The organism is Bradyrhizobium sp. SZCCHNR1015 (genome assembly GCF_032489875.1).
In the GTDB taxonomy this organism is placed as follows: domain Bacteria; phylum Pseudomonadota; class Alphaproteobacteria; order Rhizobiales; family Xanthobacteraceae; genus Bradyrhizobium.
In genome coordinates this window covers 189,215-215,285 of the sequence record NZ_JAUEYW010000015.1, presented here as the reverse complement: position 1 = coordinate 215,285, position 26,071 = coordinate 189,215, and the positions used below count along the sequence as shown (strand labels likewise).

The 26,071-nt window shown below is 65.7% G+C and carries 24 protein-coding genes; 15 read left to right on the top strand and 9 right to left on the bottom strand.

Annotation, left to right across the window (positions count from 1 at the left end):
• The first annotated feature begins 288 nt into the window (after positions 1-288).
• The 8 genes from QX128_RS25430 (at position 289) to QX128_RS25395 (ending at position 9,977) form a co-directional block, all read left to right on the top strand.
• Positions 289-1,494: an HlyD family secretion protein gene (locus tag QX128_RS25430; protein ID WP_315801140.1), complete on the top strand. Its 1,206-nt coding sequence runs from the start codon at positions 289-291 to the stop codon at positions 1,492-1,494.
• On the top strand, positions 1,494-3,464 hold the full coding sequence (locus QX128_RS25425; RefSeq protein ID WP_316238838.1) for a glycosyltransferase: 1,971 nt from the start codon (positions 1,494-1,496) through the stop codon (positions 3,462-3,464). The genes QX128_RS25430 and QX128_RS25425 overlap by 1 nt, the downstream gene beginning before the upstream one ends.
• A gap of 43 nt (positions 3,465-3,507) precedes the next feature.
• Positions 3,508-4,587 (top strand): hypothetical protein, encoded by a 1,080-nt coding sequence (locus QX128_RS25420; RefSeq protein WP_315801142.1) that lies wholly within the window; start codon positions 3,508-3,510, stop codon positions 4,585-4,587.
• Positions 4,588-4,883: 296 nt separating this feature from the next.
• A complete protein-coding gene (locus tag QX128_RS25415) occupies positions 4,884-5,801 on the top strand; it encodes an ABC transporter permease subunit (protein WP_315801143.1) in 918 nt (305 codons plus the stop codon).
• A 13-nt stretch (positions 5,802-5,814) separates the two neighbouring features.
• Entirely contained in the window at positions 5,815-7,143 is a 1,329-nt protein-coding gene (gene livM / locus QX128_RS25410; protein ID WP_316238837.1) for a high-affinity branched-chain amino acid ABC transporter permease LivM, read from the top strand.
• Positions 7,140-7,973 carry an ABC transporter ATP-binding protein gene (locus tag QX128_RS25405; RefSeq protein WP_315801145.1) on the top strand — a complete coding sequence of 278 codons (834 nt, stop codon included), beginning with the start codon at positions 7,140-7,142 and terminating at the stop codon, positions 7,971-7,973. The genes livM and QX128_RS25405 overlap by 4 nt, the downstream gene beginning before the upstream one ends.
• Positions 7,970-8,701 (top strand): ABC transporter ATP-binding protein, encoded by a 732-nt coding sequence (locus tag QX128_RS25400; RefSeq protein WP_315801146.1) that lies wholly within the window; start codon positions 7,970-7,972, stop codon positions 8,699-8,701. The genes QX128_RS25405 and QX128_RS25400 overlap by 4 nt, the downstream gene beginning before the upstream one ends.
• Before the next feature lie 157 nt (positions 8,702-8,858).
• Positions 8,859-9,977 (top strand): branched-chain amino acid ABC transporter substrate-binding protein, encoded by a 1,119-nt coding sequence (locus tag QX128_RS25395; RefSeq protein WP_316238836.1) that lies wholly within the window; start codon positions 8,859-8,861, stop codon positions 9,975-9,977.
• A gap of 124 nt (positions 9,978-10,101) precedes the next feature.
• On the opposite strand, the gene QX128_RS25390 is transcribed toward QX128_RS25395, so the two are convergent.
• Complete coding sequence (locus QX128_RS25390) at positions 10,102-10,503, bottom strand: response regulator (RefSeq protein ID WP_315801147.1); 402 nt, start codon at positions 10,501-10,503, stop codon at positions 10,102-10,104.
• 236 nt (positions 10,504-10,739) lie between these two features.
• Here QX128_RS25390 and QX128_RS25385 point away from each other — a divergent pair, with 236 nt between their 5' ends.
• Both QX128_RS25385 and QX128_RS25380 read left to right on the top strand, forming a co-directional pair.
• Positions 10,740-13,514, top strand: a complete 2,775-nt coding sequence (locus tag QX128_RS25385) for a PAS domain S-box protein (protein WP_316238835.1) — start codon at positions 10,740-10,742, stop codon at positions 13,512-13,514.
• Between the two features lie 77 nt (positions 13,515-13,591).
• Complete coding sequence (locus tag QX128_RS25380) at positions 13,592-14,590, top strand: P1 family peptidase (RefSeq protein ID WP_315801149.1); 999 nt, start codon at positions 13,592-13,594, stop codon at positions 14,588-14,590.
• A gap of 2 nt (positions 14,591-14,592) precedes the next feature.
• Here the strand turns inward: QX128_RS25380 and QX128_RS25375 are convergent, their stop codons facing one another.
• Complete coding sequence (locus QX128_RS25375) at positions 14,593-15,366, bottom strand: EF-hand domain-containing protein (RefSeq protein WP_316176888.1); 774 nt, start codon at positions 15,364-15,366, stop codon at positions 14,593-14,595.
• A gap of 229 nt (positions 15,367-15,595) precedes the next feature.
• On the opposite strand from QX128_RS25375, the gene rpe reads away from it, so the two are divergent.
• The 3 genes from rpe to QX128_RS25360 are packed head-to-tail and all read left to right on the top strand — an operon-like array spanning position 15,596 to position 17,674.
• The gene (rpe, locus tag QX128_RS25370) at positions 15,596-16,297 is read left to right on the top strand and encodes a ribulose-phosphate 3-epimerase (RefSeq protein WP_315801151.1); all 702 of its coding nucleotides are present in this window, start codon (positions 15,596-15,598) and stop codon (positions 16,295-16,297) included.
• A 15-nt stretch (positions 16,298-16,312) separates the two neighbouring features.
• Positions 16,313-16,798: an ureidoglycolate lyase gene (locus QX128_RS25365; RefSeq protein WP_316238834.1), complete on the top strand. Its 486-nt coding sequence runs from the start codon at positions 16,313-16,315 to the stop codon at positions 16,796-16,798.
• A gap of 45 nt (positions 16,799-16,843) precedes the next feature.
• Positions 16,844-17,674, top strand: a complete 831-nt coding sequence (locus QX128_RS25360) for a bifunctional allantoicase/(S)-ureidoglycine aminohydrolase (protein WP_316176884.1) — start codon at positions 16,844-16,846, stop codon at positions 17,672-17,674.
• 86 nt (positions 17,675-17,760) lie between these two features.
• Here the strand turns inward: QX128_RS25360 and QX128_RS25355 are convergent, their stop codons facing one another.
• On the bottom strand, positions 17,761-19,218 hold the full coding sequence (locus QX128_RS25355) for a bifunctional serine/threonine-protein kinase/universal stress protein (protein ID WP_316238833.1): 1,458 nt from the start codon (positions 19,216-19,218) through the stop codon (positions 17,761-17,763).
• A gap of 3 nt (positions 19,219-19,221) precedes the next feature.
• Complete coding sequence (locus tag QX128_RS25350; protein ID WP_316238832.1) at positions 19,222-19,962, bottom strand: metallophosphoesterase family protein; 741 nt, start codon at positions 19,960-19,962, stop codon at positions 19,222-19,224.
• A 609-nt stretch (positions 19,963-20,571) separates the two neighbouring features.
• Here QX128_RS25350 and QX128_RS25345 point away from each other — a divergent pair.
• Positions 20,572-20,802: a hypothetical protein gene (locus tag QX128_RS25345; protein WP_316238831.1), complete on the top strand. Its 231-nt coding sequence runs from the start codon at positions 20,572-20,574 to the stop codon at positions 20,800-20,802.
• A 111-nt stretch (positions 20,803-20,913) separates the two neighbouring features.
• Here QX128_RS25345 and QX128_RS25340 read toward each other — a convergent pair whose 3' ends face one another.
• Entirely contained in the window at positions 20,914-21,804 is an 891-nt protein-coding gene (locus QX128_RS25340) for a LysR family transcriptional regulator (protein WP_316238830.1), read from the bottom strand.
• 99 nt (positions 21,805-21,903) lie between these two features.
• Between QX128_RS25340 and QX128_RS25335 the strand changes: the two genes are divergently transcribed.
• The gene (locus QX128_RS25335; RefSeq protein ID WP_316238829.1) at positions 21,904-22,623 is read left to right on the top strand and encodes an SDR family oxidoreductase; all 720 of its coding nucleotides are present in this window, start codon (positions 21,904-21,906) and stop codon (positions 22,621-22,623) included.
• Between the two features lie 13 nt (positions 22,624-22,636).
• Here QX128_RS25335 and QX128_RS25330 read toward each other — a convergent pair whose 3' ends face one another.
• From QX128_RS25330 to QX128_RS25315, 4 genes are all read right to left on the bottom strand, one after another.
• The gene (locus QX128_RS25330) at positions 22,637-23,575 is read right to left on the bottom strand and encodes a S1/P1 nuclease (RefSeq protein ID WP_315801159.1); all 939 of its coding nucleotides are present in this window, start codon (positions 23,573-23,575) and stop codon (positions 22,637-22,639) included.
• A 259-nt stretch (positions 23,576-23,834) separates the two neighbouring features.
• Positions 23,835-24,443, bottom strand: a complete 609-nt coding sequence (locus QX128_RS25325) for a hypothetical protein (RefSeq protein WP_316183107.1) — start codon at positions 24,441-24,443, stop codon at positions 23,835-23,837.
• On the bottom strand, positions 24,440-25,111 hold the full coding sequence (locus QX128_RS25320) for a hypothetical protein (protein WP_316183106.1): 672 nt from the start codon (positions 25,109-25,111) through the stop codon (positions 24,440-24,442). The genes QX128_RS25325 and QX128_RS25320 overlap by 4 nt, the downstream gene beginning before the upstream one ends.
• On the bottom strand, positions 25,108-25,887 hold the full coding sequence (locus QX128_RS25315; RefSeq protein WP_316183105.1) for a MotA/TolQ/ExbB proton channel family protein: 780 nt from the start codon (positions 25,885-25,887) through the stop codon (positions 25,108-25,110). Before QX128_RS25315 ends, QX128_RS25320 begins: the two co-directional genes overlap by 4 nt.
• Positions 25,888-26,071 lie beyond the last annotated feature (184 nt).

Below are 26,071 nucleotides of genomic sequence, written 5' to 3'. Positions count from 1 at the left end.
GCATCGAACATTGCGCCCGCTCGGTCTTCACCCCCGCGATGCGGCTCCTCCGGCGAAGGACCGCCGTCGCCGACGCCTGCATCAGGGCACGATCGATGCGCCGGCAGCCCGATCGCGGCAACAGCCGCTGATATCGCCCAGGCGCCTCGCAATTCTGTGCCGCCCCATCGGTGTTCTTGACTAGCGTCAAAGTAGCCGGACAATTAAATACTATCTTAAAACGAGCGCCACTGCGTTTCGCACAGCGGGATGGTGATGCGGCAGGCAGCTGCCGAGCGGGAGTACCGCATGAGAGTAGCTCGGATCTTCGTCGGCATCCTCCTGCTCGCCGGCGGCCTTTACATCCTGATCGGCGAGCATTTCGCGGGAACTTCAGGCGACGCGACCGTCAATGCCCGGCTGTACGTCGTGCGCGCGCCGATCGAAGGCCGCGTGACGCTGGGGGTGAGCAATATCGGCGCCAGGGTCAATGCCGGGGAACTCATGGCCGAGATCGTCGATGACCGATTCGACACCACGCGCCTGCTCAATCTCGAGCGCGAACGTGACGAGCAGAAGATCGCGCTCAAGCGGGTTCCAGCGCAGCGTTCGGCGCTCGAGCAGGCCCGGGCCGCCTTCGCGACCCAGTCGGCCAACTACAAGACCGGCCGCGTCCGGCAGATCGCGGCACGCATCGCCGAGGCAAAGGCGGCGGAAGATGCCGCGGCCGCCCGGCTGAAGCTCGCGGATCTCACCTTCACGCGGGCCAACGAGCTGAAGGAACGCGGGGTCCAGACGATTGCCAGCCTCGACCAGGCCAGCGTGTCGCTCGACATCGCCAAGCAGGATGTCGAAAGCGCGAAGCAGCGCACCAACTATTTCGAGACCGAGCTGGGCTCCGCGCAATCGGGGGTCTTCATCGGCGACTCCTACAATGACGTGCCGTTCTCGATGCAGCGCATCCACGAGCTCGACCTGCGTCTCGCCGAACTTGCCGTGGACGAGCAGCAGATCCAATCCCGCCAGCTCCAGTACGAGCAGCAGATCAACGCCGAGCGCGTCCGGATCAATCGACTGACCTCGGCGACGCTGAGGGCCCGCGTGCCGGGCATGGCTTGGGACTTCCTCGTCGACGATGGCGAGTATGCCCGTCGAGGTCAGGATCTCGTCAAGCTGGTGGACTGCAACAGTCTCGTGGTGACCGCGAGCGTTCCCGAAAGGCTCTACGACAGCCTGTCGATCGGTGTCCCGGTGCAGTTCCGTCTGTTCGGCGACGACCGGATATTCGATGGAACGGTGACACGTCTCGGCGGCTCGGGCGCCTCGCAGCTCTACGCCAATCTCGCCGTCGGCCCGACGCCGCAGCACTTGCAGCGCTTCGACGTCACCGTGGCGGTGCCAGATCTCGCCAAGCAGCCGGACCTGTCCTGCGCCATCGGGCGCACCGGCCGGGTGATCTTCACCAGCGGACCGGTCGCGGCATTCCGCCGCTTCGTCGCCCGGTACGGCTACTGATGCCGACGCTGTCACCATTTCTGTCCGCGTTCGCAGTCATTGCAGTCGTCATCGGACTGCGCCTCCTGGTGTTGCCTCTCCTGGACCCGAGGAAATGGTACTGGCGGGCCCTGCTCCTGAGCGGCTCGATCCTGCTGGCCTGGCGCTATGTCGCCTGGCGCTTCACGGAGACTCTTGCCCCGCTTGGCCTTACGCCGGATGGGCTCCTCAGCTGGGGCTTCGCCATTCTCGAAGCGCTCACCGTCGTCTCGTCGTCCTTCGCCTTCCTGATCCTGACCCGGACCAAGGAGCGGACGACGGAAGCTGATCGCCATGCCGGCTGGTGGCTTCCGAGGCCGCCGCCTCGGGTCGACATCTTCATCACAACCTATAACGAGCAGCTCGAAGTCCTGGAGCGAACCATCGTCGGCGCCAAGGCCATCACTTATGCGGCATTACGCGTTTTCGTCCTCGACGACGGCAGCCGGGCCTGGCTCCAGAACTACTGCGCCGAGCACGACATCGGCTATGTCGCCCGTACCGACAAGTCGCACGCCAAGGCCGGCAACATCAACAATGCCTTGCGGCTGCGCGCGGCGGATGCGGACCGGCCGGACTTCGTCGCCGTTCTCGACGCCGACTTCGTGCCTCATGTCGACTTCATCGAGCGGACGATGGCGCTGTTTCACGACCCGGCTGTCGGCCTCGTACAGACGCCGCAACACTTCTTCAACCCGGACCCGATCCAGCACAATCTCGGCATCGGCGCAGCCTACCCCGACGAGCAGCGCCACTTCTTCGACAACGTCGAGCCGGCGCGCGACGCCTGGGGCATCGCCATGTGCTGCGGGACCTCCTCGATATTCCGCGTCTCCGCCGTGGAGGAGATTGGCGGCGTCCCGACCGAGAGCGTCACCGAGGATTTCCTGCTCACGCTGCGCCTGTCTGCACACGGCTATCAGACCGTATACCTGAACGAGGCGTTGTCGGAGGGATTGGCGCCGGAAGGCCTTGCGGAATACGTCGTGCAGCGCGGCCGCTGGTGCCTCGGCCTCATGCAGATCGCGCGCAACGTCTACAATCCGTTCGGCTCCCATGGTCTCGATGTCTTCCACCGGCTCAGCGTGCTCGACTCGCTGCTCTACTGGACGTCGACCTATCCGTTCCGCCTCGCCGCGCTGATCTGTCCGCTGCTTTACTGGTGGGGCGGCGTGACCGTGGTGAATGCCTCGATCGCCGACATCATCCGGTACTACGGCCCATATTATCTCTCGATCATGTACACGCTGAACTGGCTGTCCAAGGGACTGTTCATTCCGATCGTCAACGATGTCTCGCAGATCGTCGCCGCCTGGCCCGTGCTCCGCGCCGCCGTTCTCGGCCTTCTTTCCCCCGGTCCGCACAAATTCTCGGTCACCGCCAAGGGCGGCGACCGCGCCAAGATCATCGTCCAATGGCCGCTGATGCGGCCCTTCCTGATCCTGATGGCGCTGACGGTCGGTGGCCTGATCGTGTCGCTGACGTCCGATTTCGTTTTCAATACCACGGGGACCGCGGGAGACGGCGTCGTCATCGTGATGTTCTGGACGGTCTACAACATTCTGGTGCTGTCGGTGGCGATCGCCGTTTGCATCGATCGTCCACGCTACAACCGGCCGCAACGTCAGATCGTCGAGCCGATAACCCTGACGATCGACGGCAAGGCGCAACGCGGCTGGATCGTCAATCTCGGTCCCGGCGGCGCGCGCGTCAGCGGTCCCGTCGGCCTTGCGACCGGCACCACCGGCACGCTCACCCTTCCCCTGATCGGCGAAATCCAGACCAAGGTCGCGGCTCCGACAAACGACGGCTACCGGCTCATATTCGGCGTAACGCCGCAGCAGCGCGCCCAGATCATCGAGCGACTACACACGGCAAGTGGAGTGCCGGGCGCCGACAGCGGCGATCTCGGCCGCATGCTGAAAGAACTCGCGCGAGCCGTGGCCGATTGAGGAGAACACGATGACCAGGCGACGGTGGAGCTTACAGACTACGGTGTTCCTCGGCGGCGCGACGCTGATCCTCGTGACGGCGCTGGCCGTGGCCATTCTCTATTCGGCGTCTCTGCAGCGGCGCGGCGAGGAACTCGCGATCGAGCAGTTGAGGACCCGCGGTGAGCTCAGCACAAACCTGCTGGCGCGACAGATGTACGGCACGTGGAGCGACGTGTCGCGGCTCGCCGCGATCATCGACCCAGCCGACGTCGCCGAGGCGCGCCGACAGATCCAGTTCGTGAGCGAGCTCGAGCCGCGCTATGCCTGGCTAGGCATCGCCGACCCCGGCGGCAAGGTGATCGCGAGCAAGGACCGGATGCTGGAAGGACGAAGCGTGGCCGACATGCGCTGGTTCCGGCAGGGTCTCGGGACGCCGACGGCTGTTGATGCCCACGAGTCGGAGGCGCTAGACCGGTTGTCGCAGACCGCTTCGGGATCGTACCGCTTCATTGCCATGTCGGCTCCGCTGATGCGCGACGGCACTCCCGGCGGCGTCATCGGGGCTCAAGTCGATTGGAAATGGGTGATCGAATCCGTCGCGGCGCTGGCGTCGCGCAACATAGACCTGGTGTTGCTGTCGCGCGAAAGTATCGTGCTGTTCGGGCCGCCGGATCTCGTCGGCAAGCAACTGACGATCGGCTCGGCGCAGGCCGCAAGCCGCGGGGCCTCGGTCGCGCTCATCGAGCGATGGCCCGACGACAAGGACTATTTCACCGTCACCATCCCCACCGTGGGCTACGCCGATCTGCCGAGCTTCGGCTGGTCCGTCCTGGTCCGGCAGGACGCCGTTGCCGCGATGGCCCCGACCCGCCAGTTGGTGCGCTCGTTCTGGTTCAATGTTGCCGGCGGCGTGTTCTCGATTCTGGTCCTGCTCAATTTCGCCGCGCAATGGGTGGCGACGCCGATGCGCCGTCTCGCCCAGGGCGCCGAGACCATGGTGAAAGATCCGTTCTCCGGCCTGCTGGCTCGGGAAACCCGGTACGACGAGGCGACGCGGCTGCGCGACGCCCTGGTCCGGCTTCAGTCGAAGCTGATGGGGAAAGTGCCTGGGCCGCCGGAAGACAGCGGTAGCGGCATATAGCGGCGCCGCAACCAGTGCGAGAACCCCCCTTTTCGGCGCTCGGTGCTGGGTTCCCTGGCGTTCGTTTGATGGCGACGGCCGGCCCCGAGGAAGGCAGGGGAACCGCGCCATCAAAGGAGGCGGGATAAGCCCGCAATTGTGGCACTGCACGCTGTTGCGGCACCCGGTTCCTAGCTGTTAGTACTGCCGCACGCGTCGCCTTGGGCGCGGGTGCATCTCCAGGCATACCAGCACCCGCTCTGCAAGGCCCCCGCCGCGTTGCGAACCGGTATCGGCAGTCTCACCCACGGCAGTTCATGGATTATTTCGCGCAACAGCTCATCAACGGCCTCGTCCTCGGCTCGATCTACGGCCTGATCGCCATCGGCTACACCATGGTTTACGGCATCGTCGGCATGATCAATTTCGCCCATGGCGACATCTTCATGATCGGCGGCTTCATCGCGCTGATCTCCTTCCTGGTGCTGGTATCGCTGGGCCTGACTGCGGTTCCGGTGATCCTGCTGATCGTGCTGCTGGTGTCGATGGCCATCACGGCGCTCTATGGCTGGACCATCGAACGCGTCGCCTACCGCCCGCTGCGGCACTCGTTCCGCCTGGCGCCCATGCTGTCCGCCATCGGCATGTCGTTCGTGCTCACCAACTATTCGCAGGTGTCGCAGGGCGCGCGCGTCAAGCCGGTGCCGCCGATCATCACCGGCGGCTACACGCTGCACGAGGGCGCGAGCGGCTTCGTCGTCCAGCTCTCCAACATCCAGATCGTGGTGGTCATCACCACCATCGTCCTGCTTGCGCTATTCACCTGGCTGGTATCCCGCACACGGCTCGGCCGCGACATGCGCGCCTGCGAGCAGGATCAGACCATGGCGGCACTGCTCGGCGTCGACGTCGACCGCACGATCTCGATGACCTTCGTGATCGGCGCGGCGCTCGCCGCCGTCGCCGGCATGATGTACCTGCTGTATTACGGCCTGGTCGATTTCTTCATGGGCTTCGTCGCCGGCATCAAGGCGTTCACGGCGGCGGTGCTCGGCGGCATCGGCTCGCTGCCGGGCGCGATGCTCGGAGGCCTCGCGATCGGACTGATCGAGACGTTCTGGTCGGCCTATTTTTCCGTGGAGTACAAGGACGTCGCGGCGTTCTCGATCCTGATCGTGGTGCTGATCTTCCTGCCGACCGGCCTGCTCGGCCGGCCCGAAGTCGAAAAAGTCTGAAGATGGAGTCCGCGTGAGCGCGTCCCTTCCCGCCTCGTCGAAAGGCTCCGAACCGGTTGGAGCCGCCTTCATCCTCAGGAAGGCCTTTCTCAGCGCACTGGTCGCTCTCGGCCTGTTCTCCCTGATGGTCGGCGTCCGCACCGAAGCGGGCCAGAGCGGCCAGCTCGTATACTGGACCCGCTTCGGCGACCTCGCCAGCCTGGTTGCGGCGGTGTTCGTCGGCTCGATCGTGGTCGAGCTGCTGCGGCTATGGCTCGGACCGCGTGGCGGCCTCGGCAGCTTCGTTCCGCCGGCCGTGCAGAGCGGCATGTCGGTCGCCGGCCGCTATCTCGCGCCGGCGCTGCTGATCTTCACCCTCCTGGTGCCGGTGATCTTCTACAATCAGCGTTACATCCTCGACCTCGGCATTTTGGTCCTCACCTACGTCATGCTGGGTTGGGGCCTCAACGTCGTGGTCGGTCTCGCCGGCCTGCTCGACCTCGGCTACGTCGCGTTCTACGCCGTCGGCGCCTATTCCTACGGCCTGCTCTCGACCACCTTCGGCCTGTCGTTCTGGATCTGCCTGCCGCTCGCCGGCATCCTCGCCGCATTCTGGGGCGTGCTGCTCGGCTTTCCGGTGCTGCGGCTGCGCGGTGACTACCTCGCCATCGTCACCCTGGCCTTTGGCGAGATCATCCGCCTTGTCCTCATCAACTGGCAGGACGTGACCGGCGGTCCCAACGGCGTCTCCGGGATTCCGCGACCGACGTTGTTCGGCATTCCGCTCACACCGGGCGAAGGCGGCCTTGCGTCGATGCTCGGCATCCCGTTCTCGCCGACGCATCGCATCGTCTTCCTGTTCTATCTGATCCTGGCGCTCGCGCTCTTGACCAACTGGGTCACCATCCGGCTGCGCCGGCTGCCGATCGGCCGCGCCTGGGAAGCGCTGCGCGAGGACGAGGTCGCCTGCCGCGCGCTCGGCATCAACATCACCACCACCAAGCTGACCGCATTTGCGACCGGGGCGATGTTCGGCGGCTTCGCCGGCGCCTTCTTCGCGACGCGCCAGGGCTTCATCAGCCCGGAATCCTTCACCTTCCAGGAATCGGCGCTGGTGCTCGCCATCGTCGTGCTCGGCGGCATGGGATCGCAGCTCGGCGTGGCACTGGCGGCGCTCGCCATGATCGGCGGCTTCGAGCTGTTCAGAAGCCTCGAGGACTACCGCATGCTGGTGTTCGGTCTCGCCATGGTGCTGGTGATGATCTGGCGTCCCCGCGGCATTGTCGGCCATCGCGCGCCGACCGTATTCCTGGAAAAATCCAAGAGCATCTCTTCGGACCTCGTCAAGGAAGGCCACGGATGAGCTCCGCTCCCATTCTCGCACTCGAAAACCTCACCATGCGCTTCGGCGGCATCGTCGCCGTCAATGCGCTGTCGTTCACCGCACAGCGCACGCAGATCACGGCCCTGATCGGCCCCAACGGCGCCGGCAAGACCACCGTGTTCAACTGCATCACCGGCTTCTACAAGCCGACCTCCGGCGTCATCCGCCTGACCCATGATGACGGCGCGCAGTTCGAGATGCAGAAGCTGAAGGACTTCAACATCTCCAAACAGGCCAAGGTGGCGCGGACGTTCCAGAACATCCGGCTGTTTCCGGGCATGACGGCGCTCGAGAACCTGATGGTCGCGCAGCACAACGCGCTGATGCGCGCGTCCGGCATGACGCTGCTCGGCCTGCTCGGCGTGCCCTCGTGGCGCGCGGCCGAGCAGAGCGCGATCGACAATGCGGTGTTCTGGCTGAAGCGCGTCGGTCTGATCGACCGCGCCGACGACGCGGCCGGCAATCTGGCCTATGGCGACCAGCGCCGGCTGGAGATCGCGCGTGCGATGTGCACCTCGCCGGCCCTGCTCTGCCTCGACGAACCGGCCGCCGGCCTCAACGCGCGGGAGAGTGCGGCGCTGAGCGAGTTGCTGCTGTCGATCCGGGCCGATCACGCCACGTCGATCCTGCTGATCGAGCACGACATGAGCGTCGTCATGGAAATCTCCGACCGCGTCGTCGTGATGGACTACGGCGTCAAGATCGCCGAGGGCACGCCGCGCGAGATCCGCGACGACCCGAAGGTCATCGCCGCCTATCTCGGCACCGATGAGGAAGAGGCCGCAGCCGTGATGGAGGCCGAGGCGTGAGTGCGTCCCTGCTCGCGATCCGCAATCTTCGCGCGTCCTACGGCAAGATCGAAGCGCTGAAGGGCGTCGATCTCGACATCAAGCCCGGCGAGATCGTCGCGCTGATCGGCGCCAACGGCGCCGGCAAGTCGACGCTGATGATGTCGATCTTCGGCCGCCCGCGCGCGAGCTCCGGGCACATCGTCTATGACGGCAACGACATCACGCAGGTGCCGACGCATCAGATCGCGCGGCTGCGCATCGCACAGTCGCCCGAGGGACGCCGCATCTTTCCGCGCATGAGCGTGGCGGAAAACCTGCAGATGGGCGCCGATGCCGGCGAGACGACCGACGCCGAGCGGGCCGCCACGCTGGAGCGCGTCTTCGCGCTGTTTCCCCGGCTGAAGGAGCGCATGGACCAGCGCGGCGGCACGCTGTCCGGCGGCGAGCAGCAAATGCTTGCGATCGGGCGCGCGCTGATGAGCCGGCCCCGCCTGCTGCTTCTGGATGAGCCCTCGCTCGGCCTGGCGCCGCTGATCGCCCGCCAGATTTTCGACGCCATTCGGACACTCAACCGCCAGGACGGGCTCACCGTGCTGATCGTCGAGCAGAACGCCAATCATGCGCTGAAGCTCGCCCATCGCGGCTACGTACTGGTCAACGGCATGATTACGCTGTCGGGCACCGGCACCGAGCTGCTGCAGCGGCCGGAGATCCGCGCCGCCTATCTTGAGGGCGGCCGCCACTGAGGCGGGCCCTCAAAACCCGGCCAGAATGGCCTTAGTCCTTCGTAGGTGTGGTCAAAAATTGCCGGTGACTTCGCCGGAAAATCAGCCACAATGCGCGCGGTCTGCGGCCCGCCGTTCGGGCCGTTCCGTGTCGACCTACCCCCCGCGAGGATTTCTCATGAAACCACTCAAACTCATCGGCTTGGCTCTGGGCGCATCGCTGGCGTTCTCGACCGCAGCTTTCGCCGAAGACATCAACATCGCCGTGGCCGGCCCCATGACCGGCAGTGAATCGGCCTTCGGCCGCCAGATGCAGAACGGCGCCGAGATGGCGGTGGCCGACCTCAACGCCGCCGGCGGCGTGCTCGGCAAGAAGCTCGCACTGCAGGTGGGTGACGATGCCTGCGATCCGAAGCAGGCACGCTCGGTTGCCGAAAAGCTCGCCGGCTCCGGCATTCCGTTCGTCGCCGGCCATTTCTGCTCGTCGTCGTCGATCCCGGCCTCCGAGGCCTATGCCGACAGCAACGTCCTGCAGATCACGCCCGCCTCGACCAACCCGCTGTTCACCGAGCGCAAGCTGTGGAACGTGGCGCGCGTCTGCGGCCGCGACGATCAGCAGGGTCTCGTCGCCGCCAACTACATCGCGAAGAACTTCAAGGGCAAGAACATCGCGATCCTCAATGACAAGACCACCTACGGCAAGGGTCTCGCTGACGAGACCAAGAAGGCGCTGAACAAGGCCGGCGTCACCGAGAAGATGTTCGAGTCCTACAACAAGGGCGACAAGGACTTCAACGCGATCGTCTCTCGCTTGAAGCGTGACAACATCGATCTCGTGTATGTCGGCGGCTATCATCAGGAAGCCGGCCTCATCCTGCGCCAGATGCGCGACCAGGGTCTCAAGACCATCCTGATGGCGGGCGACGCGATGAACGACAAGGAGTTCGCCTCGATCACCGGTCCTGCCGCGGAAGGCACGCTGTTCACCTTCGGCCCCGAGCCGCGCAACAAGCCGAGCGCGAAGGCGATCGTCGACAAGTTCAAGGCCAAGAACATCGATCCCGAGGGCTACACGCTCTACACCTACGCCGCGATCCAGGTCTGGTCGCAGGCGGTGAAGAAGGCCAATACCACCGACGCCAAGAAGGTGATGGACACCATCAAGGCCGGCGAGTGGGACACGGTGCTGGGCAAGCTCGGCTTCGACGCCAAGGGCGACATCAAGCAGATCGACTACGTCGTCTACAAATGGGACGCCAAGGGCGGCTACGCCGAGCTCGGCGGCAAGGGATCCTGATAGGAACTCCCGCTTCGATCATCAGCTGGATGCAAACGCCCCGGTCATCGACCGGGGCGTTTTGTCGAAACGTCTGAAGGAAATTGCGAAACTCCGTCATACGGAGAGAAAGTAGCAGGCCGGCTCAGCCGGCACAGGCCGAAAGCGATGCGGCCCCCTTCGCCGCGACTGCCGACCGGGCCGTTTCGACGGCGCGCATCAGCTCCGCCGGGCGGAACGGTTTCTGCAAGTACACGACACGGGTCAGCTCGTCCGACATCGACGCGCCATCGAAGGCGTTCATGCCGGAGACGGCGACCACCGGCACGTCGGGAACCAGCGCACGCATGCTACCGATGAGATCGAGCCCATTGGAATCATCGAGATAGATGTCGACGATGGCCGCATCGAATGCCTGGTCGCGGAACAGCTGCAGTCCGGACGCGGCGGTTCCCGCTTCGACCACGTCGAACTGATTGACGCGCAGCACCATGGAGATCATGGCGCGCACATCCTTCTGATCGTCGACCACCAGAATCCGTGGCATCAACTTCTCCAGAATTTTTCCGTTGGACAGCCTACAACATCGAAGGAAATCGAGCACAACTACCGGTATATTTATCTCATTAGCGGTAAAGGTGCAGTTACTTCTACTATCGACTCATTCTACAGAACGTCTCGATCTGGTACCATACAACCTTCATTAGAACATTGATTTTTATCGCGTACAAGTGGTGGCCGCCGCGTTTTGCACGTTGGCTCTGTTGCGCAGGATTCCTGGAGATGCAGAGCATCGAGGATCATCGCGAAGTCCTTCTGTCGACGTCCACCGCGACGCGCCGAGACCAGATCGCAGCATTGGCTGCGATTGCGATCTCGACCCTGCTGTTTGCCGCTGCCGCTCCCTTTGCAAAGGTGCAGTTGCCGGCAGTGCCTGCGTTCGTCGCGAGCTACCAATCGGCGTTGGCGCTAAACGATCTCATCACTGCGTTCCTGCTGTTCTCCCAGTTCGTGCTGCTGCGCTCCCGACCACTGCTGTGGCTGGCCTCCGGTTACCTGTTCACCGCGCCGGCGTCGCTGCTGCATACGCTGGTGTTTCCGGGGCTGTATTCTCACAGCGGCCTGCTCGACGCAGGTCCGCAGACCGCGGTGTGGATCTACATGATCTGGCACGGCGCGTTCCCGCTGTTCGTTCTCGCCTATGCGCTGCACGACCGTGTCCATCCGACACCCGTCAAATCCGTCGCGCTGTCGCTGTCGGTCGCCATTCTCGGCGTGGCGATCGCGCTTGCGGCACTGACCTGGGCGGTGATCGCCCATGATGCAGCGCTGCCCGCGCTCGTCCGCGCCGACGCTGCCACGCCGGCATTGAAGATCGTGGTCGGCGCCATCTGGTGCGTGACGTCGGCTGCCCTGCTCGTGCTGGCGCTGCGCCGGCCGCACAGCATTCTCGACCTCTGGGTCATGGTGGTGCTGTGCGCCTGGCTGTTCGATCTCTCGCTCTCCTCGCTGCTCAACGCCGCCCGGTTCGACCTCGGCTACTACGCAGGGCGCATCTATGGCCTGCTGGCAGCGAGCTTCGTGCTCGGCGTCCTGCTCGCGGACAATGTCAGTCTGCAGGCAAGACTCACGCGGCTGTTGCAACGGCAGCGCCGCGAGAGCGAGAGCGAGCGGGCACGCTTCATCGCGCGCGAGCGGCTGTTCAGCGCCGTGGTGGAATCCTCCAGCGACGCCATCATCACGCTGACGCTGCAGGGCAAGATCACGTCATGGAACCGCGCTGCCGAACACCTGTTCGGATATCGCGCAGACGAGGCGCTCGGCCACGACATCGGCCTGATCGTGCCCGCGGAACGGCGCAGCGAGGTCGATCGCATCCTGAGCCGGATCGGGGACGGCGAGAACATCGAGCATCACGAGACGATCCGCCGCCACAAGGACGGCCACGAGATCGAAGTGTCGCTCGGCGTGTCCCCGATTCTCGACGCGCGTGGCGCGGTCGTCGGCGCCTCCAAGGTCGCGCGCGACATCACCGAGAGCAAGCGCACCCGAACCGCCCTGACCCGTGAGACCGAGGAGCGCCGCCGCATCTTCGAGACCTCGCAGGACCTGATCCTGGTGGCCAACTCCTACGGACAATTGATGCAGGTCAGCCCGAGCGCGGTGGACGTGCTCGGCTACCGGCCGGAGGAGATGGTCGGCCGCAATGCCAGCGACTTCGTCTTTCCGCCCGAGCTCGAGGCGGTCCGTAGCCAGATGCGCGCCTGCCGCCGCGGCCGCGACGTCCACAATTTCGAGGCGCAGCTCCTGCACAAGGAAGGCCGCGGCGTCGTCCTGAACTGGATGGCGAGCTGGTCGGACCCGGTGCAGCGCCACTTCTTCGTCGGCCGCGACCTCACCGAGAAGCGCGCCGCCGAGGCGCAATTCCGCCAGGCGCAGAAGATGGAGGCGGTCGGGCAGCTCACCGGCGGCGTCGCCCACGACTTCAACAACATCCTCACCGTCATCACCGGCAGCATCGGCATTCTTGCCGACGCCGTGTCCGACCGGCCGGAGCTCGCCTCCGTCGCCAAGCTGATCGACGACTCCGCCGACCGCGGCGCGCAGCTCACGCGGCAGTTGCTGGCCTTCGCCCGCAAGCAGCCGCTGCAGCCGACGGATCTCGACGTCAACGCGCTGTTGAACGAGACCGCAGCCTTGCTGCAGCCGACGCTCGGCGCGCAGATCGAGATCGAGCGCACGCTCAGCTCCGATCCATGTACCGCACTGGCCGATCCGAACCAGCTCGCCACCGCGATCGTCAACCTCGCGCTCAATGCACGCGATGCGATGCCGCAGGGCGGCAAGCTGACGCTGGAAACGGCCAACGTCGCGCTCGACCAGGACTATGCCGACGCCCATAGCGAGGTTGCCGTCGGCGATTACGTGATGATCGCCGTCAGCGATACCGGCTGCGGCATCCCGCCCGCCTATCTCGAGAAGGTGTTCGATCCGTTCTTCTCGACCAAGGGCACCGGCAAGGGCACGGGCCTCGGCCTCAGCATGGTGTTTGGCTTCGTCAAGCAGTCGGGCGGCCATATCAAGATCTATAGCGAGGTCGGCCACGGCACCTCGATCAAGCTGTATCTGCCGCACTCGGCGTCCGCTCCGGCCGCCAGCGCGGGCCTGCAGGCGCCGGACGCGCGCGGCGGCAACGAGACGATCCTGATCGTGGAGGACGATCCGCTGGTACGCCAGCACGTGATCGCCCAGGTCGGCAGCCTCGGCTACACCACCCTGGCCGCAGCCAATGCCGCCGAGGCGCTCGACGTGCTGGAGCGCCATCCGGAGATCGACCTGCTGTTCACCGACGTCATCATGCCCGGCGCCATGAACGGCCGACAGCTCGCCGATGCCGCCCGCGCGCGGCAGCCGTCGCTGCGGACGCTGTTCACCTCGGGCTATACCGAGAATGCGATCGTGCATCACGGCCGCCTCGACGCCGGCGTGCTGCTGCTGCCCAAGCCCTACCGCAAGCCCGAGCTCGCACGCATGATCCGCATCGCGCTGGAGCGATGAAGCAGCGCGCTGTTGCATTGAGCCGCCGCGTCGGCCGCGCTATCCATCCGGCATCATCACCTGCAGCGAGGGCGACCGTGCAGAACCTCCTCACCGACATCCCTGGCGTGCGCGTGGGACACGCCGATGACGCGGCGCTCGCATCCGGCGTCACCGCGATCCTGTTCGATCAGCCGGCGGTCGCCGCGATCGACATCCGCGGCGGCGGGCCTGGGGTGCGCGAGGACGCTCTGCTCGATCCTGCGAATACCGTGGAACGGGTCGACGCCATTGCCCTGTCGGGCGGCTCGGCGTTCGGGCTGGAGGCCGCGAGCGGCATCCAGGCCTGGCTGGCGGAACAGGGGCGCGGCTTTGCCGTGCGCGACGCGCTGATCCCGATCGTCCCCGGCGCGATCATGTTCGACCTCTTGAACGGCGGCAACAAGGCCTGGGGTCGCTACGCGCCCTATCGCGAGCTCGGCTATGCGGCCGCAGCGGCGGCCGACACGACCTTCGCGCTCGGCAGCGTCGGTGCCGGGCTCGGCGCCACCACCGCCAACCTGCAGGGCGGACTTGGCTCGGCGTCAGCGACGACGACAGGCGGCATCAAGGTCGCGGCCGTCGCGGTCGTGAATGCGGTCGGCAGCGTCACGGTCGGCGACGGTCCGTGGTTCTGGGCAGCGCCGTACGAGGTCGACGGCGAGTTCGGCGGCCGCGGCCTGCCGGCCGCCTTCACGCCGGACATGCTGGCGATGCGCATCAAGGGCGGCCCGGCGGCGTCGGCCTCCGAGAACACCACGATCAGCCTCGTCGTGACCGACGCCGTCCTGACCAAGGCGCAGGCCAAGCGGCTCGCGATGATGGCGCAGACCGGCATGGCGCGTGCGATCTATCCGGTGCATCTGCCGCTCGACGGCGACATCGTGTTCGCGGCGGCGACCTGCGCCAGGCCGATCGAGCCGCTGGTCGAGCTGAGCGAGCTCGGCATGGTCGCGGCCAACGTCCTGGCGCGCGCGATCGCCCGCGGCGTCTATCACGCGAGGCCGCTGCCCTTCGCCGGCGCGCTGCCGTCCTGGCAAGGCCGCTTCGGCAGTTGAGCCTACGCGCTGACCGCGGTCGTTGAAGTCGTGGAGGCCGACAGCATGTTGGACTGCCGCTGGATCAGCTTCTCGATCATGTTGTAGGACGAGGTCGCAGCGCTGGACGCGGTGGTGGCCGCCGGCGTCGTCAGCGTCACCTTCGAGCCATCCGCGTAGGTGATCGTGGTGGTGGTCGACCCGTCGCTGTTGGTGGACGAGGAGCTCGAGGCGCCCGACAGCGCCTGCATCAGCGCATCCGCTCCTGCTCCCGACGAATTGCCGCTGCTGCCCGACCCGCCAGAGCCGGCCTGATGACGATGATGGCCACGACCGCTGCCCGCGCCCTTCAGCGCCGATGTCAGCTCGTCCATGCTGACACTGCCGTCGCCGTTGCTGTCGAGCTTGCCGAACACCTTGTCGGCATTCGCAAGGTTGGTGCCGCCGGCGCCGAGCGCAGTCTCGAATTCCGACTTCGTGATCTGCCCGTCGCCGTCGCCGTCGATCTGCGAGAACAGGTCCTGCAGCGGATTGGCGCTCGAGCTCGCGCTCGACGTCGTTCCCGACTGGCTCTGCGCCGCCAGCAGCGCGTTCATCGTCTCCGGCGCGATCTGCCCCGAGCTGCTGCTGCCGGAGCTCGACCACGGGGCGAAATTGCCGGAACTGCCCGCGTTGCCGCCGCTGAGGCTGAACAGCCCGCCGCCAGCATTGCCCGATTTGCCGGAACCAGACTTGGTGGATCCCAGCGACTGCAGTCCATCCAGGACCGACGCCGCGGCCCCCAGTGCAAACCACATGGTGAAACTCCGAGAAGGCCGCAGCGAACGGCGGCGACATGCGAACGTCCGCTCTCCTCGCAATCGCCATGCCATCGCCAAACCGCTGATATGTCCGGACATTTCGCGATGTTGCGGATGCCCCAACCCGGCACTTCATGCCGCGCCCGGCAGATTTTTCCTGCTCGCGTTGCCGGACTGGCCCCTGCATGATACGGCGACAATCCCGATCGCACTGGAACAGCCGTCCATGACCCAGCCCTTCACGCCGCGTCCGCTCGTCATCGCGCCTTCGATCCTGGCGTCGGATTTCTCCAAGCTCGGCGAGGAGGTTCGCGCCGTCGATGCCGCCGGGGCCGACTGGATCCATCTCGACGTCATGGACGGCCATTTCGTGCCGAACATTTCCTACGGCCCTGACGTCATCAAGGCGCTGCGCCCGCACACCACCAAGATCTTCGACGCGCATCTGATGATCACGCCCTGCGATCCCTATCTCGAAGCCTTTGCCAAGGCCGGCTGCGACCACATCACGGTCCATGCCGAGGCCGGCCCGCATCTGCATCGCTCGCTGCAGGCGATCCGCGCGCTCGGCAAGAAGGCCGGCGTCTCGCTCAACCCGTCGACGCCGCTCAACGTCATCGAATACGTGCTCGACCTCGTCGACCTCGTGCTGATCATGTCGGTCAATCCCGGCTTCGGCGGCCAGGCCTTCATTCCCTCGGCGATCGGCAAGATCCAGGATCTGCGGGCGATGACCGCCGGCCGGCCGATCGATATCGAGGTCGATGGCGGCGTCGGCCGCGACAATGCCGGCGCGCTCGCCGCCGCCGGCGCCAACGCCTTTGTCGCAGGCTCCGCCGTGTTCAAGGGCGGCACGGAGGAGGCCTATCGCAGCAACATCGCCGCGATCCGCAGCGCCGCCACGTTGGCGCGCGGCGAAGCGATCTGAGGCACGCGAGGCGGGATGCACGCGCTCACGCCGCAGCCGCTGACGAAAGCCGCGTTCGCCGCCTTCGGCGACGTCGTCGAGACCGATGGCGCCCAGCCCATCGACATCAACCAGGGCTTTGCCCGCCGCTGCAACGGCCTCGCCGCCATCGACGTCACCTCGGGCGGCGTCGGCGTCAATATCAGCCTGTTCGAGGCCAAGCTGCGGCCGCTCCCGATCGAGATCAGGCTGATGGAGCGGCATCCGCTCGGCACCCAGTTGTTCATGCCACTGCAGGACCGGCCTTGGCTGGTGCTGGTCTGCGCCGATCCGCGGGATCCCGCGAGCTACCGCGCCTTCGCCGCCAGCGGACGCCAGGGCGTGAACTACGCGCGCAACGTCTGGCATCATCCGCTGCTGGTGTTCGACGAGGCCTCCCGCTTCATGGTGGTCGACCGCATGAGCCCCGACAATCTCGAGGAGCTGTGGCTCGACCAGCCGCTGTTTCTGAGCATCCCCTGAATCATGGCGCGCGGGCGTGCCGATCCGCGCGCAGGAGAGACGACGATGGACAAGCCGAACTACTTCGTGCCGCAGGGCGGCCACCCGCCGCAGACCGATCTTCTCACCGGACGCGCCGTGTTCACCGAGGCCTACGCCGTGATCCCCAAGGGCGTGATGCGCGACATCGTCACCTCGGCGCTGCCGTTCTGGGACAAGACCCGGACCTGGGTGATCGCGCGTCCCCTCTCCGGCTTCTCGGAGACGTTCTCGCAATACATCGTCGAGGTGTCGCCCGGCGGCGGCAGCACCCAGCCGGAGCCTGATCCCGAGGCCGAAGGCGTGCTGTTCGTCGTCGGGGGCGAGATCGCGCTGACCATCGCCGGCACCGAGCATCGCTTGGGCAAGGGCGGCTACGCCTTCCTGCCGCCCTCCTGCAAGTGGACGCTGAAGAACGCCAGCGCGGCGCCCGCGACCTTCCACTGGATCCGCAAGGCCTATGAGGCCGTCCCCGGCATCCCCGCGCCGGACGCCTTCGTCACCAACGAGGCGACGACCGCGCCCGTCGGGATGCCCGGCACGGACGGCCGCTGGGCCACCACGCGCTTCGTCGATCCGCTCGACGTCCGCCACGACATGCACGTCAACATCGTCACCTTCGAACCGGGCGCCGTAATCCCATTCCTGGAGACGCATGTGATGGAGCACGGGCTCTACGTGCTCGAGGGCAAGGCGGTCTACAAGCTCAACCGCGACTGGGTGGAGGTCGAGGCCGGCGACTTCATGTGGCTGCGCGCCTTCTGCCCGCAGGCCTGCTACGCCGGCGGACCCGGCCGCTTCCGCTATCTGCTCTACAAGGACGCCAACCGCCACATGAAGCTGCGGCCCTTCCGGTGAGGGGCGCGGGCCCGCGAATGCTCCGGCAACGCCGGACCTCGTAGGACGCGCGATCGGAAACGGACTTCAATCTCAACCCTAACGTCTCACGTCCCCGATACGGCCTTGCCCGGCGCGTCGTCATCCTCATCATCCGCCTCTCGCGCGGCGTGGCGTGTGCGGACCACGGTGACAGTGCACCCCGCCTCCGCTGCGACCTTCGCCGAGACGCTGCCGAGCAGCGAGCGCAGCACGGAGTCGCGCCTCGCGCCGATGATGATGTGGTCGACCTGGTTGGCCTCGGCGAATTCGATGATGGTGGCGGCAGGATCGACGGCCTCCAGCACATGCACCGTCAGCCGGCTGGCGTCGAGCTTGAGCGGCGTCGCCCAGTGCTTCAGCGCGACCATGCGATCGATGTGCTTGTTGTTGCCCTCCTCGTCCAGGGTGCGGTCGATGGTGAGGCGCCCGAGCTTCAGCACGTTGACGCAGGCGAGCCGCGCCGCAGGCAAGGTCGCGAGGATGCGCTGCGCGGTGAGCCGCAGCGCGCCGTTGAGCTCCTCGCCGCCTTCCGCGGTGTCGATCGCGACCGCCACGATCGGACTGGAGGCGATCTGCACCGCGACATCGGATGCTTTCTGTTCCGGCTGCACCAGGCCGCGGTTGAAGCGGCGCCGCCACACGGTGGTGATCGGATCGCGCTTGACCTTCTCCGCGCGCGCCGTGAGCTTGACCTGGTCGGGATGGCCGAGATCGAAGGCAAGCTGCGCCGCGGTCGGGTAGCGCCAGACCGGCTCGATCTCCAGGCAGCGCAGCACGATCTCCTGCAGCCACGGTGGATAGTCCGGCTTCAATTGCCGCGGCGGATAGGGATCGCGCCAGAGACGCCGGCGCATGCCCCGCAGCGTCTCGGTCTCGCCGAACGGCCGCACGCCGGTGGTGAAGAAGTAGAGCAGCACGCCGAGCGAAAAGATGTCGCTGCGCGGATCGCTGCGCGTGCCCATCATGCGCTCGGGCGCCATGTAGGGGGCAGTGCCGTAAGGCAGGCGGAACTCCTCCTGCAAGAGATCCGGCAAGTGCTTGTGGCAGGACAGGCCGTAGTCGATCAGCACCGCCTCCCCAGACGGCCGGAACATGATGCTGGAGGGCTTGATGTCGTGATGGATGACGTGCTGCCGGTGAATATCGGCGAGCGCGGTCGCGATCTTCGCGACCAGCACCCGCGCCTCCTCGTAAGCCAGCGGCAGCTCGGGCAGCCGCTTGTACAGCGTCTCGCCCGGAATCTGCTCGATCACGACATAGGCCTGGGTGGCGAAATCGCCGGTGCCGAAACAGGCCGGCACATGCGGCCCGGACAGTTTCGGCAGGATCATCTGCTCCATCTCGAAGCTGACGATCGCCGCGGGATCCTCGCCCTCGGAGACGCGCGGCACCTTCATCAGGATGGGCCGGTCGATGTCCGGATGGGCGACGCTCCACAGCGTCGCCATGCCGCCGGAATGGACACATTCGCCGACCGTGAAGCCGTCGATCACGACGCCCGGCTGAAGTTTCGCTCTTGGCATGCTCTACCGCCCCATCGAGAGCCGCTGCGCCAGCCAGGGCGGCAGGCCGTTGTCGCGAATGCGCTGCGCCGCCGCGTCGACGTCATAGGGCACGCGGCAATAGGTCAGCTCGCGGGTCTTGGTGTCGAAGGTCACGAACGACGCGGCCGGATCGCCGTCGCGCGGCTGGCCGACCGAGCCGACCACGGCCAGCCATTGCCGGCCGCGCAACAGCTGAATGGGCATGTTGGCGGTCGGGGTGAAGCTCGTCATCTTGGCGGTGGCGGACATCGAATATAGCGCCGGACGGTGGATGTGGCCGCAGAACGTCACCTGCGCCTCGGTCGCGATCATGCTGCGCGCGGCATCGGCCGACGACTGCACATAGCGCCAGCGCGGCGGGCTGGACGCCTCCGCATGCACGAACAACCGGTCGTCGTCACCGATGCTCATCGGCAGCTCGGCGAGAAAGTGGCGCTGCTCGGCGCTGAGCCGGCCGCGCGTCCACTCCATCGCCGCCTGCGCCTCGGCATTCATGCTTTCGCTCGCCGCCGAGACGGCATTGTCGTGGTTGCCGCGCACCGCCAGCCCGCCCTCGGCGACGATCTCCATGACGGTGTCGACCGACCATTCCGGATCGGCGCCATAGCCGACGATGTCGCCGAGACAGATGAGACGATCCGCGCCACGGGCACGCGCCGCCTCCAGGCAGGCCGCAAAGGCCTGCCGATTGGCATGGATATCGGTGAAGATCGCAAGCAGCACGCCGTTCCTCCCGGTTCAACCGTACAAGCGGGCTTCGCACGGAATTTGAGCAACATCAAACCGGCCGGGCCGGGCAAGGGTTTTGAGCGCTGGCGGTTGACGCGCGGTCTTTCGTTCTCGCGGCGGCTCACGCCCGAGCTTTGCGATCGCGGTGCCCAATCGACAAGCGAGAGGGCGCGGGGAATGCCGGGTGAAGGCCTCACCCATGGCCCGCCTGCAGAAAAACGCAGGCGGCAGTCACCACAGGTTCAGCCGAACATCCGGCATTCCCCGCGCGACGGTTTTAACGCTTATATCGTGATCTCCCCGGGGACCGGCTTGTTGACCCCGTCATTGACGCAGCGCGCGAGCGCTGGCGTCAGCTTGACCTCGGCACCGGGAGGCCAGGACGACACGACTTCACGTCCGCAGGCCAAGCGCTCGTCTCACGCTAGCCCAGCGTCCATCGCTTCCCCGCCCCACGTGTCGTGACGATCGCGCGCTACGCCCCTCTGCTCGGGACGGGATGATAGCGTATAGCATGATTTCTGAAAAAATGAAATAGATTTCTTGGATGGCGCTTGCTACACGGCGAAATCCGTTCCCGCGTCTCACGCTCCGGAATAACCGATGATTATCGCTGTTTGGAACGAAGTACTTGGTGGTGTCGATCTGATGGTCGATACCGACAGCGTCGATGTGTTGATAGATCAATTGACTAGACTTAAGACGCAAAACAGAAATCACCTGCATATTTATGATGTCGGGCTGACATCTCCTTGGGGACACAAGCAGGTTGCCAAGCAGATCGTCATCAATTGGATTGGCGAACCCGACCTCTTTGAGGAGGAGGAGTCGTAGTCCGTGTGCCCACGCCGGAAGCGGCAGTCGAGTGTCTCACGCGCTCTGTCGGTGAACCCGGATATCGCTTTCGCTCTTCCGGGCTACACGATGATGAAGACCTCGCCGCTGTCATAGTCCCCGCCTCGCATGGTCGATGAGCGCGCGGAGCTTGGGCGCCAAGTTCCGGCGCCTTGGAAAGTACAGGTAGAATCCGGCAAACGGCGCGGAAAAGCTTTCGAGCAGCGGCACCAGTTCGCCACGCGCGACGTAGGGCTGGAACGTCTCCTCCATGCCGAAGGTGATGCCGCCGCCCGCGCATGCGGTGCGGATCATCAACGACATGTCGTTGGTCGTCAGGCTGGGCTTCACCTCGACATTGAAGTCCCTGCCCGCTTCGGTGAACTCCCAGCGATAGGGCGCGACCAGCGGCGCGGGCCGCCAGCCGATGCAGGCATGATGAATCAGGTCGCGCGGGTGCGCCGGCGCGCTGTGTTCTTCCAGATAGCTCGGTGCGGCGAAGGCCAGCTGCCTCTGATCTCCGGACACCGGGACAGCGATCATGTCCTGCGCGATGACTTCTCCGAGGCGCACCCCCGCGTCGTAGTGCTCGGCGACGATGTCGAAGGTGTCGTCGGTGATGGTGATGTCCAGTTCGATCGCGGGACAGGTTTGCATGAACGAGGCCAGCAATGGCCCGGAGATGAAGCGCTCGGCGATGGAGGACACGGCCAGCCGCAGCAGGCCGGACGGCGGCCCGGCCTTGTCGCCGATCTGCTCGGCGGCGGCATTCAGCGCGCCGATCGCCGGCGCGACATCGGCATAGAAACGGCGTCCCGCCTCGGTCAGGCTGAAGCTGCGGGTCGTCCGGCTGACCAGGGAAATCCCGAGATGGTCCTCCAGCCTGCCCATGGCCTGGCTGACGGCAGACCGCGTCACGCCCAGACGGTCCGCGGCAAGGCGGAAGCTCCCGGCCTCGGCGACTGCCACGAACAGCTCGATCATGTTCTTGTCGATCCGCATTGGTTAGACTCGCTTACCACCGAGACAATTATTGGGCAAATTGTCGTGACAATGCCGGCAAACTAGCTTCCGTCCGTCACCAACTGACGGGAGTTGAACATGGACAAGGTCATCCTGATTACCGGAGCTTCGAGCGGCATTGGCGCTGGGATCGCACGAGAGCTGGCCGCCACGGGCGCGCGGCTGCTGCTGGGCGCGCGCCGCCTGGATCGGCTCGAGGCGCTCGCCGCCGAGCTGCACGCGGCCGGCCAAACCGCCGAGGTTCGGGCGCTGGATGTGACCAACCGCGCCGATGTCGCGGCCTTTGCCGAGGCTGCGCGCGCGATGTGGGGGCACGTGGACGTCATGATCAACAATGCCGGCATCATGCCGCTCTCGCCGATGGCCTCGATGAAGGTCGACGAGTGGGATCGCATGGTCGACGTCAACATCAAGGGCGTGCTGAACGGCATCGCGGCGGTGTTGCCCGGCATGCTGGCCCGCGGCTCCGGACACATCATCAACATCGCCTCGATCGGCGCTCTGCAGGTCGTGCCGACCGCCGCAATCTACTGCGCGACCAAGCACGCCGTGCGGGCGATCTCGGACGGGCTCCGGCAGGAGAATGAGAAGCTGCGCGTCACCTGCATCCATCCGGGCGTGGTCGAGAGCGAACTCGCCAGCACCATCACGGACGAGACCGCAGCCGAGATGATGCGCAGCTACCGCGCGATTGCCCTGCAGCCGGACGCGATCGGCCGCGCCGTGCGCTATGCCATCCAGCAACCCGACGATGTCGACGTCAACGAGATCGTCGTTCGTCCGACGCGGGCGCCGTGAGGCGCAGGCGGCTCTACCGCAACACCACCTCGAGAAGGTTGGCGAGCCGCGCAGCGGCGAGCGCGGCCTGCTTGCGGGCAAGGTCGCGGGCGTTGGTCTCGTACTCGCGGGTCAATTCGACCGGCTGCTTGTCCGTGCGAACGGGAGAGGCATAGGCCACCGTCTTGGCGAGATCGAAGCTCTCTTGCGCCCACACCGCGGGGTCGATGATCTGCGCCTTGCCGGCGTCGGGCGTGACGGTCGACAGGCCTCCGCGCTGGTCGGCGTCGAAGATCGCGCCGAACACGGTCGAATAGCCGCCGAAGATGCCGTCCCAATAGGCGTGCAGATTCTGCGTCTCGCCGTTGGCGGCGATCACCTGCTCCTCATTGCCGCCGCGGTCGCCGCCTTTGTCGGGAAGCGCGGACGAATAGCGGGCGATGGCGTGCAGCGGCTGGTGCAGATCGCCGACGAGGTGGATGCTCCAGCTGAGGCTGTACGAACGCAGCGGCTCCGAGGCGTCGGTGTTCGCCGGCAGCTTGGCGATCATCAGCTTGAGCTGCGACACCGCATCCACAGCATCAGGGCGCGGCAGCGGCGTGTCGTCGGCCGAGAACAGCGCGTCCTTGTAGTGCCAGTACTGATGCTTGAGGTGGCCGTACGGCACCAGCTGCTTCGCCGTCGAATCCGTGACCTGATCGTCGTAATAGTCCGGCTTCATCTTGATGTCGTCCGGCCAGGTCGCCGCATGCACGAAAGCGTATAGCTTCTCCTGTCCCGCAGGCGCGCCGGCAACCCAGCTGGCGTAGTCGGGATTGAGCTTGAGCAGCGCATCGGCCCGGTCCCGCGTCGCCGGGGACAGCTTCTTGTAGGCCAGATAGGCGATCTGCATGTGGCCCTCGTCCCACCAGGCCAGAGCCGGTCCGGCCGGCCACAACATCAGGGCCAAAAACGCAATCATCAGCTTACGCATCGCGAAGCCCCCTCGAGATTCAATCAACAAATGAAACGCGCATTCGGCTGGATTACTAGACGATCCTGAGCCTAGCTTGAATGGAGAAAGTTGGCAATTTCACCGCTTGCGCCGCGGTCATTTTCCGCCGTCATTGCGAGCGCAGCGAAGCGATCCAGGGCTGCGAACTGGACCCTGGATTGCTTCGTCGCTTCGCTCCTCGCGATGACGGTGGCGAGTTATCGACTCTCCGCTGGGAGGTTCTTCCGCGTCGCCCCGTTCACTGCTCGTCCTTCGGCGGCATGCGCGGCGGCAGCAGTGGCGTGAACGAGACGCCGTCGCCAGCGTTCTTGGCGGCCTTGAACTCGCCGGTGGAGGGATCGCCGCCGGCGGTCTCGATGATGGTCTTCGGCAGGATGTATTCGCGCGCGGCGTCGATGACCCCGCCGTCGCCGGTGCCGAAATCAGCGGCGCGACCGCCCTGCGGATGACCGGCCGCGATCTGGTCGGCGGCGTGCTGGGCCTTGTCGGCGAGTGTGTCACTGTAGGGAATGCGATAGGCGCGCGGCACGCCGCTCGGACGGTTGTCGTCGTCGAGCGCCTCGACCCACAGATAGACCGCGCCGGGATCGCCCTCGACGGAGTGCGGATCGACGATCCGCACCTGCAGCACCTTGAAGCTCCGCGGCAGCCGGTCGACGCTGGCCCAGCCGAGCAGGCCGCGGGCGCCGACGAAGCTGCCGACATAGAACGCGCTGGTGACGATCACTGCGACCGCCTTCACCTGCCACGGCAGCCTTGCATAGACCAGCACCAGCAAGAGCAGCGCGCCGATCAGCGCATAGCACACGGACAGCGTGACGATGACGGTCTGCAGATTGCTCATCATCGCCTGATCATCCTGACGCCGGTCTTGGGATCGAGGTCGGCGCCGTTGGCGCGGACATTCCGGAACGTCTCCAGCAGCGATTTCGGCCGCCGCTGGACGTCGATCACCTTGCCTTCCGCATTGAGCTTGAAGCGCAGCGCGGTCTTCTCGTCGCCGGAATGGTCGAGCACGACCTTGTCGTCGAAGATCACCTGCGCGGTCGGGTTGAGCTTCTGCACCTTCACCGTGGCCTCGACCGGCGCGCCGCTGACGTTCTGGAAATGCGAGATGTTGACGGTGTATTCGCCGGCGACGATGCCTCTGATCGTGACGATCTCCTCGCGGATCGGCGACGGGATCTTCAGGCCGTTGACCAGGATGAAATCGTTGGCGCCGCCGCGGTCGTCGCGATCGAGCGTGAGGAAGCCGGCCTCGCGATGCCGGTACCAGGCGATGTTGCCGACGGGGTCCTGCACGAACAGGTCGAGATCGTCGGGATGGTTGTCCGGCCAGTCCATCGTGATCAGGAACTCGGCCTTGCTGTCCACCTTGCCGTCCTTGGCGTCCGGCGAGATCGCGAGCACCGCGATGAAGAAGAAGAATGCGACGATCTGCAACGCCTTGAACAGCATCACGCTGAACGGGTCGAACTGCTCCTCGCGCGGATAGAGTCCGAAATCGTCCATCATGCGTCCTGCTCCGGCGCGCGATCCATCGCGCGCTCGAGCCGCGGTGTCACCCGCGTCTCGGTGAGCATGACCGCGTCCGAGAACACGCGCCCGGTCGCCGCATCCAGCATGTAGTACTGGATGCGCACCAGGATCGAGCCGACGAGGCCGGCGAGCGTCGTGTACATCGCCACCGCCATGCCGTCGCTCATCAATCCCATCGAGGACTTCATCGCCAGCTTGTCGTTGATGTCGAGACCGGCAATCGGCGCCAGCATGATGATGAAGCCGATGATGGTGCCGAGCAGGCCGAGCTTCATCAGCGTGTCCGAGGCGAAGCCGCCGAAGCCGTTGGAGCCGCGCAGGCGGTCGGCGAGCGTCCGCAGCAGCAAGGTCTGGTCGAGACGCCCTGCCCCTTGCGTTTGCGCCTTGGTGACGAGGCTGCGGATGTGGTTGGTGACGAGCCCTTTGGGAAGCAACTGAGCATCAGGTTCGAGCGCGCGCGCCGCATCGGGCCCGATCAGCACGGCGCGGCAGCGCCGCGCTGCATCCGCCTCGCGCGCGATCGCTCTGGTGCGCCAGAAGCAATGGCAGCAGGTCACGACGTAGAGCACGGCGATGACGCTGGAGATGTAGGTGCGGTCTGAGGCGACCATCAGGTGGAAATAGCCGTAGCGGGCGAGCACCACGGCGGCGAATATCGTGAGGCCGGTGAAGATCATCCAGAGCAGCAGCGGCCCGCGCTCGGCGCTATCGCGCGCAGGTTCCACCCGATCGGCACTGCTGATCACGCTCATGCAAGACCTCCCGATGCGCGCCTTTTCGTTCGGCGCTTCGCAGAGGGAGTTAAGCAGAGCGGCGGAACAGCGTCCAAAGACATCTGCCTCGAGGCGCTCGGGAAAATTTCCCAACCTGCGGCTTGCTGCAGTGCATTTACTTGGCGGAGCACCAGCCCATTGTTACGCTGCGGCAAAAGCCGTG